This is a genomic window from Haloglomus halophilum, from assembly GCF_024298885.1.
GTDB classification, from domain to species: Archaea; Halobacteriota; Halobacteria; order Halobacteriales; family Haloarculaceae; genus Haloglomus; species Haloglomus halophilum.
On the sequence record NZ_CP101166.1, the window covers coordinates 1,157,412 to 1,173,622 of the forward strand.

Below are 16,211 nucleotides of genomic sequence, written 5' to 3' on the forward strand. Positions count from 1 at the left end.
TATGTCGACCTCGGACTCGGACCCCGGCGTGCCCGAGAACACGGACATCAGTGCGACGTGGATCGTCATCTTCCTGCTGCTCGTGCTCGGCCTGGGCGCCGCCGCCATCCTCTTCACCGGCGGCACGCTCATCGCCGAAGGGCAGATCCTCGTCCCGGGCGGCTTCTGAACGACGACCGCGGCGACCGCCCTCCTGCCCACACGTCTCGCCGTATCATCCGCGTAGCGCCTCGACCGGCCGTTCGCGGGCCGCACGCCAGGCCGGGTACGCTCCGGCGACGAGACTCGTCAGGATGCCGAAGCCGACGGCCGCGACCAGGTATCCGGCCGACTCGGCGGTGAAGGCGAAGGGGTCCCCGAGGAAGATGGCGTTCGCGGCCAGTACGACGAGCAGCGAGAGGCCGAGCCCGAGGACGGCGCCGATGCCCCCCAGCATCGCCGCCTCCACCAGCAGGATGCGGACGACATCGCGCTGCGTGTAGCCGACCGCCCGGAGGACGCCGATCTCCTCGCGCCGCTTGAGCACCGCCATCAGCATCGTGTTCATGATGGCGACGCCCGCGACCAGCAGCGAGAGCGACCCCAGTCCGGCGAGGAAGACGTTGATACCGTCGATGATGGTCCTGAGCAGGCGGAGGAGCGAGGTGAGCTCGAACACGAGCAGTAGCTCCTTCCGGTCGTTGAACCGTTCCCGAAGCGCCGTCGCGGCGGCCTCGGCCTCGTCGGCCGACCCGGTTGTGACCCGGACCTGGCTGTACCGACGGTTCTCGGCCTGCTCGATGGGGAGATACACGCCGGTCGAGCCGAAGCCCTGGGTCTCGGTCAGCACGGCGCTGACGCGGTAGGTCCGTTCCCGCTCGACGGTCGTCCCACCGGTCCGCTCCTGGCTGACGAGCGTGATGCGGTCGTCCGGCGAGAGGCCGCGCTCGGCCGCGAATCCGGCGGAGACGACCGCACTCCGGCGCCAGTTCTCCGGAATCGCCCCCCGCTCGACGGTGTACAGCGGCCGCACGTCCTCGATGAACGTGACCGACACCGGCGCCCGGCGCCCGGCCCGGCCGACCACCTCCCGCGAGGCGCTCTGCGTGGCGACCACCCCCGCCGGCCCGACCGTCTCCTCGATGGCGAGCAGGTCCTCGCGGTCGAAGTAGCGCTCGGGCTTGTCGAAGCCGGGCGCGACGAAGACGTTGGTAGCACCCTGCTCCTGGATGGAGTTGAGCTGGCTCTGCTTGAACGCCGCCCCGCCCGCGCCGATGGTGCCGATGGCGACGACGCCGATGAGGATGGCCGCGGCGGCCAGCGCCGACCGTGCCTTCGCCCGCGAGACGTTCCGCCGGGCGATGACGACCGACGGGAACCGGCCGGTGAGGCGGTAGAGCCAGCTCACGCGAACACACCCCCTGGAGTAGCCGGGTGGGCGCCCCCGGCCATCACCCGAGCACCTCCACGGGCGGCCGGTTGGCCGCCTTCCACGCGGGGTAGATACCCGCGACGAGCGCGGTGACGATGCCGAAGCCGACCCCGAGGCCGACGTACCGCAGGCCGGCGTCGGTGAACGCCAGCGGGTCGCCGACGAGCACCTGGTTGACCACCGCACCGATACCGAGCGCGACGGGGGCGCCGATGGCGGCTCCCACGATGCCGAGGATGGTCGCCTCGGCGACGAGCAGGCTGATGACCGCGCGTTTCGGGTAGCCCACCGCCCGGAAGACGCCGATCTCCCCCTCGCGCTCGATGGCCGACATCAGCATCGTGTTGGCGATGGTGACCGCCGCGACGAGCAGGGAGATGGCGCCGATGCCGATGAGGAACTGGTTGACGGTGGCGAAGAACTGCTCGAACTGCTGGCGCTGGTCCTGGACCGTGCTGACGTCGACCGTCCGGCGACGGTCGTTGAACTCGGCCTCGATGCCGGCGGCCGCGTCGTCGACCGACCGGACCTGCGGGTCGACCCGGACGATGGCGCGCCCGTACTCGCCGTCGTCGAACTGCGCCAGCGGGACGAACACCGTCTGGTCGGCGCTCAGCGGGTCGGCGAACCCCTGTGGCTCGAGGACGGCCGCGACCCGGAACGAGCGCTCGAACTCGCCGTTCACGAGGACCGCCATCCGGTCGCCCGGCTGGATGTCGTTGTCGTTGGCGACCCGGCTCCCGACGATGATGCTCCGCCGCCAGTTGGCCGGAATCGTGCCGGCCCGCGCGTCGTAGAACGCCCCCGGGTCCCCCAGTCCCCGCACCTGGACCGTCAGTAGCGGGTCCCCCTCGGGGGACCGGACGAACGACCCCGCCGGCTCCACGACGGGGAGGACGGTCGCACCGCCGCTGGCGCGCCGCATCCGGCCGATCTCCGCGTCGGTGAACGTCGTGTCGGGCTCACCGCCCTCCTCGGGGTAGAACACCGGGTCGACGGTCGCGGTTCCGCCGAACCCCTCGTAGGCCTCCAGCTGGTCCTGTTTGAACGCCTCGCCGCCGGTGCCGATGGCGCCGATGGCGACCACCCCGATGACGATGGCGACCACCGCCAGCACCGTCCGCGCCGTGGCCCGCGAGAGGTTCCGACGGGCCAGCACCAGCGTCGGGAACTGGACGGCGAGCCGGCGGAGCGGCTTCACGCCCCACCACCCGGGTCGGTCGCCATGGGCTCGTCGTCGCGGACCTCACCGTCGACGAGATTCACCACCCGGTCGGCCGCCGCCGCGACGTAGTCGTCGTGGGTCACGGTGACGACGGCGACATCCTCCTCGGCCCGGAGCTCGTCGAACAGGTCGAGGATGCTGTCGCCGGTCGCCCGGTCGAGGTTGCCGGTCGGCTCGTCGGCCAGCAGGATGGCAGGGTCGTTGATGAGCGCGCGGGCGACAGCGACGCGCTGTTTCTGCCCGCCCGACAGCTCGTCGGGATAGTGGTCCAGCCGCTCGCCGAGCCCGACCCGCTCCAGCAGCGTCCGCGCCCGCTCACGGGTCCGTTTCGGCGTTCGGTCGAGCATCCGGGGCATCTCCACGTTCTCCAGCGCGGTCAGCGTCGGGATGAGGTAGAACTGCTGGAAGACGAAGCCGATGGTCCGTTTGCGCTCGCGGGTCGCCCGGGCGTCGGAGAACGTCGCCACGTCCTCGTCGCGGAGTCGGACCGTGCCGCTGGTCGGCACGTCGAGCAGCCCAAGCAGGTTCAACAGCGTGGACTTCCCGCTGCCGGAGGGCCCGACGACCGCGACGAAGTCCGCGGGCCCGATACCGAAGTCGATGCCCTTCAGCGCCCGGACGACGGTGTCACCGGTCTCGTACTCCTTGACGACATCCTCGCCCCGGATGATGGCGTTCTCGGGGATGTACGAGCCCGACTGCGGGTCCGAGCGCGGGTCCGAGCGTGGGTCGGCAGAGCGGCCGTCGCCGGCGTCACGTTCCACGGCGGTCACCCCCGCCGCCAGCGGTAGACGGCCACGGCGGCCCCCACCACCACGAGGACGACGACGATGGGCACCAGCGGGAGCCCGCCGCCACCGCCGCCGCGGCTCGGCTCGGGAGCGGCCTGCTGGACGGGTACGTCGGTGGTGAACGACCGCTCGACACCGTCGACGACGTAGCTCACCCGGACCGGGGCCGTCGAGACGTTGCCGTCGACCGCGGTCGAGAGGGTGAACGAGGCGAAGTCGCTGGCGTCGACGCCGCCAACGAAGTAGTCGGCGGCGGTGACCTGCTCGCCGTCGACCGACACGACGACCGCTTCCACGTCGCTGGACCCGACGTTGCTGGCGGTTGCCGAGATCTCCAGGCCGGCGCCGGTCTCGACCGCCTCGACGCCCGTCAGCGTTATCTCGCCGGGGTTGGCGGGGGCGCCGAACGACGCCTCGAACTGGCGGGTGATGCGCCGGCGGATGCCGTCGTCGGTGTAGACGAGCGTCACGTTCACCGGGTAGCTGCCGCGCTCGGCGACGCTGGCCGGGTAGCTGAACGTCGCGCTCCCCCCGGCCTCCAGCGTCGAGCGGACCCGCTCGGTCACCTCGAACTCGGCCTCGGGCGAGTCGGCCACGACCCGTACCTGCCGGATCTCGTTCTCCAGCCCGTTGGCGACGGTGACGTTCACCGGCCGTGTCGCGCCGGGGACGGCGTCCGCGACGGTCACCTCGACCTGCGGCCGCTCGACGGGGGCACCGCCCCGCCCGAGGTCGACCGTGGTCGTCTCGCGGACGGTGCGGCGCTCGCCACCGGGAGTCGTGTACCGGAGCGTCAGCGAGACCGTGCTCCGGGCCTGATCGGGGAAGGTCGTATCGTAGGTGAACGTCCGCTCGGCGCCCGCCCCGAGGTCGGCGGCGAACCGGCGGGGGCTCTCGACGCGGACGTTCGAGCCGTTCGCCACCACCTCGATGTCGCCGAGCGATGCCTGCCGCCCGTTCGCGACGGTGACGGCGACCGGCGTCTCGCCGCCGACGCTCGCGTTCCGGACCGCGACATCGAGGCCGACACCCGTCCCCACGTCGACGGTCGCGCTGTCGCGGAGCGTCCGCGTCTCCCCGGTGCTGGTCGTGTACCGGAGCGTCGCGTCGACGGTCCGGTCGCCGACCTCGGTGAACGTCGCTGCGTAGGTGAACGTCCGGTCCGCGCCGGGTGCGAGCGTCGCGTCGAGTCGCCGCGGGTCGTCGACCTCGAGGGCCGTTCCGTCGACGGTCAACTCGAGGTCACGGAACTCCGACCGGTCGCCGTTCGAGACGTTGACCGCGAGCGGCGCCTCGTCGCCGACCGTCGCCCCGGACCCGACCACGTTCATCCGGAGGCCACCCTCGCTGACGCTGACCGTGACGGGGTACTGGAGCCGGACCCGATCGCCGTCGTCGGACTCGCCGCGGACGTAGACGCGCAGGTCCTTCACGCCCGGTTCGGAGAACGACACCGACAGCGGGACCGTCAGCGACCCGCCCGGCGTCACCGTGCCGAAGTCCTCCGCCCGGGCGTACTCCCGGATGTCGTCACCACCCGCGCGACGGATGTAGATGTCGTTCACCTCGACGCTGTCGGGGCTGCTCTCGGCGACACGGACGGTCGTCCGTATCTCCGTTCGCTGGCCGGGCGTCGGCTGTTCGGGCGTGACGGTGACGTTCGGGATCGAGACGTGGGGGTCGCCATCGGACTGGGCGGTCGCGGCTCCCACCGCGACCGACCCTGCGAGCGCTGCCAGCAGGACCGACAGCGAGAACGCGGCCACGAGCAGTATCCGCGACCGACCGCGCTGCAGGGCGCCGGCAGTCCAGCGGCTCATCGACCCACCCCGTGGAGGAGGCGTTCGGGGACCATGTCAGTACGTCTCGACCTAGATGGGTGTTCTACTTAGTGATTGGCCAGCGCGGCGACGCCGGGAGCGTGTCGACACCGGAGCCCTAGAGCTAAGCCCCGACCGCCCGCACGCGGTGGCGTGACAGACACGTTCCAGTCGGCCGCGGCCATCGCCCGCGAGGTCCGTGCGGGCGACCGGTCTGCCGTCGACACCGTCGAGCCGTTCCTCGAGCGTATCGCCGACCGCGGGGACCCCACCAACGCCCTCGTGACGGTTCTCGACGAGCGTGCCCGCGAGCAGGCCGCTGCCGTCGACGAGCAGGTCGCCGACGGCGAGGACCCCGGCCCGCTGGCGGGCGTCCCGCTCGCCGTGAAGGACCTCACCGAGACCATCGAGGGCGTCCCCAACACGCACGGGCTGAAACCGCTCGCGGACAACGTCGCCGACCACACCACCGTGACCGTCCGGCGGCTGGAGGCCGCGGGTGCGGTCGTCGTCGGGACGACGAACACGCCGGAACTCGGCCACACGCCGCTCACCTACAACGAGCTACAGGGCCCGACCGCGACGCCGTTCGACCTCGAACGGAACGCCGGGGGCTCTTCGGGCGGCTCGGCGGCCGCACTCGCCGACGGCCTCACCGTCCTCGCGACCGGGAGCGACGTGGGCGGCTCGCTCCGCAATCCGGCCTCCTGCTGTGGCGTCGTCTCCGTCAAACCCTCGTACGGGCTGGTCCCGAAGGAGACCCGCCCGGACGGGTTCAACTCGCACTCCCCGTTCGCCGTGCTGGGGCCGATGGCCCGCAGCGTCGAGGACGCCGGGCTGATGCTGGACGTGCTCGCCGGCCAGGACGACATCGACCCGTTCTCCGTGCCCGCCGAGGGCGACTACGCCGCCGCCGCGGCGGGCGGCGTCCCGGCCGACGAGTTCGACGTGGGCTACTCGCCGGACCTCGACCGGTTCGCCGTGGAGCAGTCGGTGCGCGACGCGTGCCGCGAGGCCGTGGACGCGCTCGCGGACGCGGGCGCCGCGGTCGAGGACACCGCGGTCGGCGGCCCGCCGAAGGGCGACATGACATTCGACTACGGCAAGCAGGCCACCGCCTTCTTCGCCACCATCGTCGACCGTCTGGAGGACGAGCACCCCGACCTCGACATCGAGGGCGACCACGCGGGCGAGGTCTCGCCCACGCTGCTCAACACGCTCGGGATGGGCCGGGGCCACGGCGCCGACGACTACCTGGACGCCAACGTTGGCCGGACGGCGTTCTACGACGCCGTCGAGGACGCCCTGGATGGCCGGGACGCGCTCGCCGTGCCCGTGCTGGCGACGCCGCCGCTGCCGCTGGAGGGGGAGTTCCCCAACGAGATCGACGGTGAGAACGTCGCCGGCCTGCCGATGGACTGGATGCTCTCCTGGCCGTTCAACATGAGCGGCCACCCCGTCGTGACGGTGCCCGCCGGGCTCACGGACGACGGGCTCCCCGTGGGCCTGCAGCTGGTGGGCCACCGCTACGACGAGGAGCGCCTGCTGTCGCTGGCGGCCGCGTACGAGGCCGCGAACCCCTGGAGCTACCCGGACGCCTGAGCCGGGAGGAGACGAGACCGCTCGCTCAATCTCGACCGACGACACCCGTCACCGTCGCGGCCTCGCGCGCGGCGCGCTCGTTCACGCCGTCGCCGAGGATGGTGTAGCGGTCGCGGATGGTGTGAGCGGTCGTCACCGCCTCGAGGAAGTCCTCGTCGTCGATGCCGAGTTCGGCGGCGTCCGTCGGCGCCCCGAGGTTCTCCAGCGCCGCGCGGACGTTGCGCCACTCCCCGTCCTCGCCGGAGTGGAGGTACTCCGTGACGAGCGAGGCGACCCCGACCTGGTGGCCGTGGAGTGCCGCGCCGGGGGCGATGCGGTCGAGCTGGTGGGAGATGAGGTGCTCGGCGCCCGACGCCGGCCGCGAGGAGCCCGCGATGGACATCGCCACGCCCGAGGAGACCAGCGCCTTCACGACGATCCACGCGCTCTCCTCCAGTCCCCGCTTGATGGAGTCGGCCGCGCCCACCAGCATCTCGGCGGTCATCTGGCTCAGCGCGCCGGCGTACTCGCTGTACTCGACGTTCTTCAGCCGGTGGGCCAGCTGCCAGTCCTTGACCGCGGTGTAGTTCGAGATGATGTCGGCACAGCCCGCCGTCGTCAGGCGCCACGGCGCCGCCGCGAGGAGTTCGGTGTCGGCGATGACCGCGAGCGGCGGGTCCGCGGCGACGGAGTGGCGCGTGTCGCCCTCGGGAACCGACCCACGCCCGGAGACGATACCGTCGTGGCTGGCCGCCGTCGGAACCGACACCAGCGCGAGGTCCAGCTCGTCCGCGGCCATCTTCGCGATGTCGATGGGTTTGCCGCCGCCGATGCCGATGAGGAAGTCCGCGTCGGCCTCGCGGGCGGCCGCCATGACCTGCTCCACGGCGCCGAAGGAAGCCTCCTCGACGATGGTGGTCTCGGGCGTGGTGCCACGGTCCGCGAACTGCTCGGCGACCCGGTCGCCCGCGAGTTCCGCCGGCGTCGGCGAGGTCACGAGGAGGGGCGTCCCGCTCAGGTAGAGGTCGTCGACCGCCTCGCCAACCTGGTCGAGGACGCCGTGCCCCACCACCACGTTCCGGGGCAGGCGTATCCACGTCGACTTGTCGAACATACCGGGAGTGGTGGGCCGGCCGGCGTAAACGTTCGGCACCGGAACGGCTAGACGGGGACGATGCCCCATTTGTCACTAAATCCTCGCACAAATATAAAAAGTAAACTATTAACAGAATTGGGCAGACTTTTCCGACTTATCTCGGCATTAACGATGGCGACGGGGACGCCTACGAAGCCCTCGCGCGCTCGCCCTTCCAGTCCACCAGGACATAGAACGTAGCACGGAGCGGCGGCCCTGCCCTTCCCCAGGTCGCGCGGGCCTCGCGCGCACGGCGCTACGCGCCGTTTGCCGGGGCGGCGAAGCCGCCCCGCTGCTCGGCCACGCGCTCCCGGCCAGATATCGGCTGCATCCGCGAGCGGAGCGAGCGGTTCACCGGCCGAAGCGCCCGCAGGGCGCGGAGGCCGGCCTTTTTTCTGAATGTTTTTTGCGACGAGTGGATTGTCGGCTGCGCCGACAATCTATTAGCTGGCGGCGTAGCCGCCAGCCGGTACCCGCAGCGCGCCGGCTTCGCCGGCGCGCAAGCGGTACCCGAGTCGGAAAAAAGCTCTCAGTCGTCGGCGGGCAGCGACTCGCCCGCGCCGTCCGTCGGCGCGGGACTGGACCCCATGTCGTCCTCCTCGGCGTAGGGGTACCAGGTCATCTTCGTGTTGTGCATGTAGGGGTCCTCGTAGGAGGTCTCCTCGGGCTCGCCCATCTCCTGCAGCTCCTCCTCGGAGTGTGCGGCGATGAAGTCGCGGAAGGACTGCCCCTCCTCGCGGCGCTCCTCGTAGTCGGCGAGGAGGTTCTGGATGTAGCCGGGCACCTCGTCGGCGGCGACGCGCATCTCCACCCAGTCGGCGAAGTGCGGGTCCTCGCCCAGTCCGCCGCCGAGGCCGATGTCGAACGCCTCGACCGGCTCGCCGTCCTTGCGCGTCTTCATGCCGCGCAGGGAGATGTCCGCGATCTGGGGCTGGGCACAGGAGGCCGTACAGCCCGACAGGTGGACGTGGAAGTCCTCGACGCCCTCGGGCACGTCGACGTTGCTGCGCATCCAGCGCGCGTACCGGACCATCCGGTTCTTCGTCTCCGTGATGGAGAGCGAGCAGAACTCCGTCCCCGTACAGGCCAGCGAGCCGCGCATGAACGGGTGCGGGTCGGGCGAGTAGTCCTCCAGCAGCGGCTCGTCGAGGAACGCCTCGAGTTCCGAGTCCGGAACGTCCGTGACGATGATGTTCTGTCGCTGGGTCAGGCGGACCTCGCCGGAGCCGTACTCCTCGGCCAGGTCGGCCAGTTCCAGCACGTCGTCGACGCCCATCCGGCCGGTGAGGACCGAGAGGCCGACGTAGTTCTTCCCGTCGGGCTGGTCGTAGACGCCGACGTGGTCGCCGTGCTCGCCGTCGCCGGCGTTGTACGTGTACTCCTCGCGGAGGTCCTCGCCCGCCGTGGGCAGCTCGTAGTCGATGTACTCGTCCTGCAGGACCTGGCGGAACTTCTCCGGACCCCACTCGTCCATGAGGAACTTGATGCGGGCGTTGAAGCGGTCCTCGCGGTCGCCGTGGTCGCGGAACAGCGCGGAGATGCCCGCGGACACCTTCGGCGCGTCCTCGGGCGTGCAGAACACGTCGATGGAGCGGGCGAAGCGGGGCTCCTTGCGGGAGAGGCCGCCGCCGACGCGGACGTTGAAGCCGGTGACCTCCTCGCCGTCATCGAAATCCTCCGGATTTCGATTGCTCGACGGGCTCGGCCCGTCGGTGTCGACCTCCTTCACCGCGGGCTCGAACGCGAGGTCGTTGATGTCGCCCTGGCCACAGCCCTCGTCACAGCCCGTGACGGAGACCTTCCACTTCCGGGGCATGTTCGAGTACGCCTCGTTGCCCTTGAACTCGTCGTGGAGCTGGCGCGCGACGGGCCAGGCGTCGACGTGCTCGTGCTCGTCCTTCCCGGCGACCGGACAGCCGACGATGTTCCGCCAGGAGTCCCCGCAGGCCTGGATGGTCGAGAGGCCGTTGGCCTCGAGCTTCTCGAAGATCTCCGGGATGTCCTCCAGCTTGATCCAGTGGAGCTGGATGCTCTGGCGGGTAGTCCAGTCGGCGTAGGCGCCGCCGAACTCCGGGTTGTCGACGGGACCGCGGGCGTACTCGTCGGTGATCTCCCCGACGACACGCAGCTGACCCGGCTCCAGCACCCCGTTCGGGGTGCCGATACGCATCATGAAGTAGCTCTCCTGGCCCTTCCGCTGGTGGTACAGCCCCCACCATTTGAAGCGCTCGAACCAGGCGTCCTGCTCGTCCTCTGGGATCGCGTCCCAGCCCTTCTCGGCGAACTCGAAGAGGTGATCACGGATCTCGTTCCCGTAGATCTCGTCTTTCCACCCTTCGACCTTGCTCGGCATATCCACGACCAGCACGCGCCCACGTATAGGCACGCCTCTCTCGCCAAGCGTCCCCGGTGCTTCCGGGTACCAGAATATGTTGCCGGTAGTTCGTGGCAGGTCTCGCCGGGTTCACGGGGCCGTCCGGAGGTGGGTTCACGCGCCCTGGAGGTGGAATCACGCACCCCGGGCGTAGCCGGGGGACGGCCACGAGGGAGGAGTCACTCGTCGGGCGGGGACGCGAGGCGGGTCCGGCGGCGGGGTACGTGAACACTCTCCGCGTCGACGCCCCGGAAGATGCCGGTGTCCGGGTCGACCCGGCCGACGACCAACCAGTCGGTGACCCCGCTCTCGCCGCAGGCGATGCACTGACCGGCGATACGGGCCGTCACGTTCGGCGGGTCGACGCCGACCTCCACGAACCCCTCGGCGAGGAAGTCGGCCAGTTCGCACCCACAGAAGTCGTGGCGCGCGAGCCACCACAGGTCGCTCACGTTCACCTCGCGGGAGTCGTTGACGCTGATCCACGCCCCGTCGTCGAGCTGGTGGATACTGGTGACCACACGGGCAAGAACGCGCCGGCGCAGGTAACCGTGTCGTCCCTCGCGAGGCTCGCCGGGCGTCGTTCGACGTGGTGACGAATCGTGACCGCGGAAACCACCCGACTGCACCCGGATTCAACGGAACAGTCCCGTCGCCACTACCGGCAACAGAATCCGGTAGTTGGGAGTGGGGGACAGGCTTGTCCGGGCGCACGGCCTTATACCGTGAGCCGGCATACGGGGGAGTGATGACCGATCGCCAACCAAGCGATGTCGCACCGGCGGCGGATGTCGCGCCGGAGCTCGTCGAATCGGAGGGCAGTGATGAGTGAGGAGGCCGCCACCGTCGAGGAGGAAGAGGAGGTCGACACGAGCCACCTGGACGATGTCGAGGACGGCTGTGGCTGTGCGGAGGTCTGGGAGCACCTCTCGGAGAGCCGCGACGGCGCGGCCGAAGCCGACGACTGAACCGTTCGATATCCCTTCTCGCGGCCGATACACGCGGGCGGGAGGTTTTTGCCCCGGTTCCACCTACGGGACTCCAATGACAGGACGGGGACGCGACGACGAAGGGCCATCGGCCGACCGGGAGTCACCGGTGGGCCAGCCGGTCATCCGGGGCGAGCCGGAGGTGGCCGGCGACGAGGCGGTCGGCTTCGACCCCTCGGACCCCGAGAGCCTCGAGCTCGCGGCAGACGTGGTCCGGCGGTTCTCGCAGAACACCGCCGGCGCCGACGACAACGTCTTCATGCTCCGGGGCGCCGCGGCCTGCGCGGCGCTCGTCCGCGGCGAGGGCTCGTACAAGGCTGCCGCCGAACGTGCCGGCGGCGAGGCCACGGTCGCGTTCATCCGCAAGTGGGCACGGGTCCACGACCTCCCGCGCTCGGTCCGGCGCTACGTCGCGCTCGGGCGCATCGCCCCGACGGCCGCGAAGCACATCGCCCGCGTCTCCGGCGAGGCTCGCTTCCTGCTCGCCTGGGCCACCCTCGACCACGGCCTCACGGTGCGCGAGGTCCGGGCCGCCGCCTCGCGGGTGAACGAGGGGATGAGCGTCGAGGCGGCGCTCGCCGAGGTGGGCGTCGAGCTCGGACAGCTGACCGTCTCGCTGGAGCCCGATGTCTACCGCGAGCTCCGCCGGCGCGCCGCGCTGGACGACGTGGAACCCTCGGAGGTCGTCGAGGCCGCACTCGTCGACTACTTCGAGCGGCTGTAGCCGTGTCGAGTAACTTCGACCGCATCTGACGCGCGCCCTGACCGAAACCGTTACCCCGGACTCGAACACAACTACGGGCGAGGGCCGATAGCTCAGCCCGGCAGAGCGTCTGGCTTTTAACGTGGCGCCCCGGTCTCCCCGGGACCCTGCGGGAGAGACCAGACGGTCGGGGGTTCAAATCCCTCTCGGCCCGTGCCGGAGTTCTCGGGCGAAGTGAGAGAACCACGAACCGGCAGAGAAGGATTTGAACCCTGCGAGTCGCGCGCAGTGAGCGGAGCGAACGAGCACGTCCCGCTCCGGTTCAAATCCCTCTCGGCCCGTACCCGAATTCTCGGACGAAGTGAACACGAGCAGCAGTGGCGACGACCGTCGGTCCGGCCGCTCTTCGGCCGTGGAGTGCGAGAGAGAAACGAGTCGCGGAGCGGCCGGTTCGGGGTTCAGCCGCGGGTCGGCAGGTAGGCCAGCGCGACGATCATCAGCGCGCCGAAGCCGGAGAGGATGGAGATGCCCCAGAGGCCGTTCACCCGCTCGTGGTAGTAGTCCTGTTGTTCGACCTGGTCCTGATAGCTCCCGATATCGGAGGAGATGACGACCGTGCTGGGGTTGGCGAAGTGGACGACATGGGTCTGCCCGGCGAGCGTGACGTTGGCGCCCTCGGTCAGTTCCTGGCTCGTGGTCCGGGGCCCGGTCCACTCGATGAGGACACGGTCGCTGGAGATGTTCGCGACGGTCGTCTCGTTGGCCGGGACCGAGAGGTCCTCGGCCGCACGGTAGGTGAGCGTGTCACCCTCGGTGAACGTCGTCCTCGCGGGTTCGGGGAGGTACGCGTCGAGCGGCTGGGTGGTACCGTTGCGGTAGCGGACGAACTGTCCGTCGTCGCCGCTGTACACCTGATTCTCGACATCCGGATCGCCCCGGAGCCGCTCGGTCACGTTGAACCGCTGGACCGCGTGGAACGCGCTCACGTCGGTCCCGTTCGGGATGACGACCTCGTAGTTGTCACCCCAGACCAGCGTGGCCGAGGTGTTGCCGACCTCGGTGACCGTGGCGGTGGCGTTCTCGTACGGCAGGGTGTCGCCGACGGCGAACGAAGCCGTGGTGTTGCCGGTAGCGTTCACCAGCGAAAGCTCACCGCCGGAGACGTTGGCGGTCTGCTGGGTGCCGTTGTACTGGACGGAATCGCCGTCCTGGATGGTGGCCGAGAACGCACCCTGTTTGCCCGTCCACGAGGAGTTGGTCGGGGAGAGTGCCGTCCCGTTCGACAGCTCGGCGCTGTAGACGAACGAGTCGTTCGTGGTCGAGAGCTGGCCGACCAGCGTCGTGCCACCCCCGCCGCCGTGGCCGCCACCGCCGCTGCTCTGCTCGGAGATGTTCGAGACGGTGTACGTCTGTCCGTCGACCGTCATGGAATCGCCCACTGCGAGTCCCTCGCTGTCGAGGTCGATGGTAGGCTGCTGTGCCACCGCGATGACCGAATAGGCACTCGCCCCCATGACGACGAAGAAGACGAGGTATATCGCCGCGACTCGTCGTTGCATATGTGGGCGGTTGCCGCGGCCGCAAATAGGCGTTGTCTTTCACGGGCGCCCGGGGTGTACGCCCCCGGCCGCCCGCGAGCGCCGTGCTGTCGACCGCTCAGTCGCGCCGGAACGCGAGCAGCGCCGCCGCCAGCACGCCGACGAGCGCGGCCACCAGGCCGAAGCCCGGCCCCGCACCGACCGTCGGCGTCGCCGGGGCCTGTCCGGCGCCGCCGGGGGCGGCCGCCTGGGTCGCCGTGGCCGTCGACCCGCCGCCGGTCGCGTCGCCACCACCACCGCCGTTCCCGTCGTCGTTCGCCGCCGTCGCGGTGGCTTCTGCCGTCGCCGTCGCCGTCGCTTCGGCCGTCGCCGTCGCCTCGGGCGCCGCCGTCGCGGTGTCGGTGGCTTCTGCCGTCGCCGTCGCCGTCGCTTCGGGGGCTGCCGTCGCGGTGGCTTCAGCCGTTGCCGTCGCCGTGGCCTCGGCCGTCGCCGTTGCGGTCGCCGTCGGCTCGGGCGTCGACTCGTCGCCACCGTCCTCGCTCGGCGGCGGGCCGAGCTGCTCGCGGGCCTCCTCCTCGCTCCCGCACTCGCAGACGTAGAAGTAGTGCGAGTCCAGCGTCACCTCGAACTGGTTGTCGTTGTAGCCGGTCCCGTTGAGGAAGCCGTTGATCTGGTACCAGCCCGGCTCACTGGGCATCGTGTAACACTCGTTCTGGACGGCGACGACCTCGTCGACGTCGTTGATGGCGATCGGGTCGCCGGCGAGGTCATCCTCACCGAAGAACTCGATGACGATCTCGTGCTCGTTGAACTGTGAGTTCTTCCGGGCGGCCAGCAGCGACTCGTCCGTCTCCGTTCCACTGTCGTCGTTCCCGCGGTCCACGCCGAACGCCGCAGTGTTCTCGGTCGAGCACTCCGAGAAGTCGATATCCTCGTTCCCGATGATGAGGAAGTCGGTCACCTCGTACCCCTTCGGGGAGGGCGTTCCGTCGAACGTTCCCTCCAGGCCGGCGAGGTGCTGGATACTCGCGTTCGCCCGGTTCTGGTCACCGGGGTAGTGGTCGACCTCCTCCGGGAGGAACACCTCGTAGTTCCCGGTCGCGCCGTGGTTCGTTCCGGCACCACCGGTGCCGGCAGCACCCACGCCACCCACCACCACGAGAGCGCCTAACATGATAACTGCAACCGTTAACGCGCCGCTGAATTGGTTTCTGGCCGCCATTCGGATTCTTATCCCAGGAAACGGATGGAGCTATAAAACCCTTCGTTCCCACACAGGGACAAAAACCGACCGTCTCATGGCGGCTGGACGCCCCAGAACGAGCCGTTCAGTCGCGCCGGAACGCGAGCAGCGCCGCCGCCAGCACGCCACCCAGCGCGGCCGCCAGTCCGAATCCCGGGCCGGCCCCGGCGGTCGGCGTCCCCGGAGCGGAACCCGGCTGGTCGTTCTGCTGCTGCGCACCGCCCGAGCCGCCGGGGTCGGTGTCGACGTTCGCCCCCGCCGTCACCGTCACCGTCTGCCCGGCCGCACCACCGCCGGCGCCGCCGCCTGCACCTGCACCGCCACCACCGCCACCGCCACCGCCACCGCCGCCGGATGCCTCGGTGGCTGTCGTGGTTGCGGTCGGGGCCTGGGTCGCCGTGGCCGTCGCCGTCGCGGTTACGGTCGGGGTCGCCGTCGCGGTCGCGGTCGACTCGCTACCGCCACCGCCGCCGGATGCCTCGGTCGTCGTCGCGGTTGCGGTCGGGGTCGCCGTGGCCGTCGACTCGCCACCGCTACCGCCGTCGCCACCGCTGCCCCCGTCGTCGGACGGCGGCGGCCCGAGCTGCTCGCGGGCCTCCTGCTCGCTCTGACAGTCACAGATGTAGAAGTAGTGCGAGCGGATGGTGCCCTGGTCCTTGCTGTCGATGTAGTTCCCGTTGTAGCCGGTGCCGTTGATGCGCGAGTTGATCTGGTACCAGCCCGGCTCGCTGGGCATCTCGTAGCAGTCCTGCTGGACCGCGACGATCTGGTCGATGGCATTGTACCGGACGGGCGACCCGGCGATGGAGTCCGGACCGAAGAAGTTCACGAAGATGGCGTGCTCCTTGAACGCCGAGTTCTGTCGGTGCTGCAGGAGTCCCTCGTCGGTCTTCGTGCCGGTGTTGTTGTTGCCGTAGTCGAGGCCGAACGCGGCCGTGTTCTCGGTGGTACAGCCGCCGAACACGATATCCTGGTTGCTGATGGTCAGCGTGTCCATCCGCTTGAGCCCCTCCGGCGAGGAGGTGGCCTCGAAGGAGTCGCCGGCCGCAGCGAGATGCCAGATGCTCGCCGCGCCACCCTGGGTGCCTGGGTAGTGGTCCGCCTGGTTCGGCAGGGCGACCGTGTAGTTCGACCCGATACCGTTGTCGTGGCCGGTCGAGGCCGCGCCACCGGCGGCGGCCCCACCGCCGACCGCCACCATCGCGAGCGCCACCGCCGCGACGACGACGAGCGTCGAGGTTCGCATAACCAGACCGAACTGTTTGAAGCTGAAAAGTTCTACGGCTTACCACCGAACAGCGGCCATGTTACAGCAGTTCATGCAAAAATACCAGAATACGATTGAATATATGGTATAAAGCTGCCAGCATGAACGGCTTTCGAGTAATGTGGGGCGGTCCT

The 16,211-nt window shown here is 70.0% G+C and carries 14 protein-coding genes and 1 tRNA gene; 5 read left to right on the forward strand and 10 right to left on the reverse strand.

What is annotated here, in order from left to right:
* The first annotated feature begins 1 nt into the window (after position 1).
* Entirely contained in the window at positions 2-169 is a 168-nt protein-coding gene (locus tag NL114_RS05720; RefSeq protein ID WP_254823836.1) for a hypothetical protein, read from the forward strand.
* Between the two features lie 45 nt (positions 170-214).
* Here the strand turns inward: NL114_RS05720 and NL114_RS05725 are convergent, their stop codons facing one another.
* From NL114_RS05725 to NL114_RS05740, 4 genes are all read right to left on the reverse strand, one after another.
* Positions 215-1,387: an ABC transporter permease gene (locus tag NL114_RS05725; RefSeq protein ID WP_254823837.1), complete on the reverse strand. Its 1,173-nt coding sequence runs from the start codon at positions 1,385-1,387 to the stop codon at positions 215-217.
* 43 nt (positions 1,388-1,430) lie between these two features.
* Positions 1,431-2,612, reverse strand: coding sequence for an ABC transporter permease (locus NL114_RS05730; RefSeq protein ID WP_254823838.1), 1,182 nt, complete (start codon positions 2,610-2,612; stop codon positions 1,431-1,433).
* Positions 2,609-3,322, reverse strand: a complete 714-nt coding sequence (locus NL114_RS05735) for an ABC transporter ATP-binding protein (RefSeq protein WP_254824682.1) — start codon at positions 3,320-3,322, stop codon at positions 2,609-2,611. Before NL114_RS05735 ends, NL114_RS05730 begins: the two co-directional genes overlap by 4 nt.
* Before the next feature lie 83 nt (positions 3,323-3,405).
* Positions 3,406-5,247 (reverse strand): COG1361 family protein, encoded by a 1,842-nt coding sequence (locus tag NL114_RS05740; RefSeq protein ID WP_254823839.1) that lies wholly within the window; start codon positions 5,245-5,247, stop codon positions 3,406-3,408.
* 153 nt (positions 5,248-5,400) lie between these two features.
* Here NL114_RS05740 and NL114_RS05745 point away from each other — a divergent pair, with 153 nt between their 5' ends.
* Positions 5,401-6,849 (forward strand): amidase, encoded by a 1,449-nt coding sequence (locus NL114_RS05745; RefSeq protein ID WP_254823840.1) that lies wholly within the window; start codon positions 5,401-5,403, stop codon positions 6,847-6,849.
* 25 nt (positions 6,850-6,874) lie between these two features.
* Here NL114_RS05745 and NL114_RS05750 read toward each other — a convergent pair whose 3' ends face one another.
* From NL114_RS05750 to NL114_RS05760, 3 genes are all read right to left on the reverse strand, one after another.
* The gene (locus NL114_RS05750) at positions 6,875-7,942 is read right to left on the reverse strand and encodes an NAD(P)-dependent glycerol-1-phosphate dehydrogenase (protein ID WP_254823841.1); all 1,068 of its coding nucleotides are present in this window, start codon (positions 7,940-7,942) and stop codon (positions 6,875-6,877) included.
* A 550-nt stretch (positions 7,943-8,492) separates the two neighbouring features.
* On the reverse strand, positions 8,493-10,316 hold the full coding sequence (locus NL114_RS05755; RefSeq protein WP_254823842.1) for a nitrite/sulfite reductase: 1,824 nt from the start codon (positions 10,314-10,316) through the stop codon (positions 8,493-8,495).
* A 200-nt stretch (positions 10,317-10,516) separates the two neighbouring features.
* On the reverse strand, positions 10,517-10,858 hold the full coding sequence (locus NL114_RS05760; protein ID WP_254823843.1) for a DUF8134 family protein: 342 nt from the start codon (positions 10,856-10,858) through the stop codon (positions 10,517-10,519).
* 303 nt (positions 10,859-11,161) lie between these two features.
* Between NL114_RS05760 and NL114_RS05765 the strand changes: the two genes are divergently transcribed.
* The 3 genes from NL114_RS05765 (at position 11,162) to NL114_RS05775 (ending at position 12,243) form a co-directional block, all read left to right on the forward strand.
* On the forward strand, positions 11,162-11,305 hold the full coding sequence (locus NL114_RS05765; RefSeq protein ID WP_254823844.1) for a DUF8595 family protein: 144 nt from the start codon (positions 11,162-11,164) through the stop codon (positions 11,303-11,305).
* Positions 11,306-11,381: 76 nt separating this feature from the next.
* Positions 11,382-12,050 carry a DUF7119 family protein gene (locus NL114_RS05770; protein WP_254823845.1) on the forward strand — a complete coding sequence of 223 codons (669 nt, stop codon included), beginning with the start codon at positions 11,382-11,384 and terminating at the stop codon, positions 12,048-12,050.
* Positions 12,051-12,131: 81 nt separating this feature from the next.
* Positions 12,132-12,243, forward strand: a tRNA-Lys gene (locus tag NL114_RS05775).
* A 244-nt stretch (positions 12,244-12,487) separates the two neighbouring features.
* Here NL114_RS05775 and NL114_RS05780 read toward each other — a convergent pair.
* The 3 genes from NL114_RS05780 to NL114_RS05790 all read right to left on the reverse strand — a co-directional run bounded on the left by NL114_RS05780 (position 12,488) and on the right by NL114_RS05790 (position 16,056).
* Positions 12,488-13,588 (reverse strand): hypothetical protein, encoded by a 1,101-nt coding sequence (locus tag NL114_RS05780; RefSeq protein WP_254823846.1) that lies wholly within the window; start codon positions 13,586-13,588, stop codon positions 12,488-12,490.
* Between the two features lie 97 nt (positions 13,589-13,685).
* A complete protein-coding gene (locus NL114_RS05785; protein WP_254823847.1) occupies positions 13,686-14,741 on the reverse strand; it encodes a PGF-CTERM sorting domain-containing protein in 1,056 nt (351 codons plus the stop codon).
* Between the two features lie 154 nt (positions 14,742-14,895).
* Positions 14,896-16,056, reverse strand: a complete 1,161-nt coding sequence (locus NL114_RS05790) for a hypothetical protein (RefSeq protein WP_254823848.1) — start codon at positions 16,054-16,056, stop codon at positions 14,896-14,898.
* Positions 16,057-16,211: the final 155 nt, after the last annotated feature.

Coding starts and splice junctions, on each gene's coding strand:
- NL114_RS05720 (WP_254823836.1), top strand. CDS start 2: ATGTCGACCTCGGACTCGGACCCCGGCGTGCCCGAGAACACGGACATC.
- NL114_RS05740 (WP_254823839.1), bottom strand. CDS start 5,247: ATGAGCCGCTGGACTGCCGGCGCCCTGCAGCGCGGTCGGTCGCGGATA.
- NL114_RS05750 (WP_254823841.1), bottom strand. CDS start 7,942: ATGTTCGACAAGTCGACGTGGATACGCCTGCCCCGGAACGTGGTGGTG.
- NL114_RS05755 (WP_254823842.1), bottom strand. CDS start 10,316: ATGCCGAGCAAGGTCGAAGGGTGGAAAGACGAGATCTACGGGAACGAG.
- NL114_RS05765 (WP_254823844.1), top strand. CDS start 11,162: ATGAGTGAGGAGGCCGCCACCGTCGAGGAGGAAGAGGAGGTCGACACG.
- NL114_RS05770 (WP_254823845.1), top strand. CDS start 11,382: ATGACAGGACGGGGACGCGACGACGAAGGGCCATCGGCCGACCGGGAG.
- NL114_RS05780 (WP_254823846.1), bottom strand. CDS start 13,588: ATGCAACGACGAGTCGCGGCGATATACCTCGTCTTCTTCGTCGTCATG.
- NL114_RS05785 (WP_254823847.1), bottom strand. CDS start 14,741: ATGTTAGGCGCTCTCGTGGTGGTGGGTGGCGTGGGTGCTGCCGGCACC.
- NL114_RS05790 (WP_254823848.1), bottom strand. CDS start 16,056: ATGCGAACCTCGACGCTCGTCGTCGTCGCGGCGGTGGCGCTCGCGATG.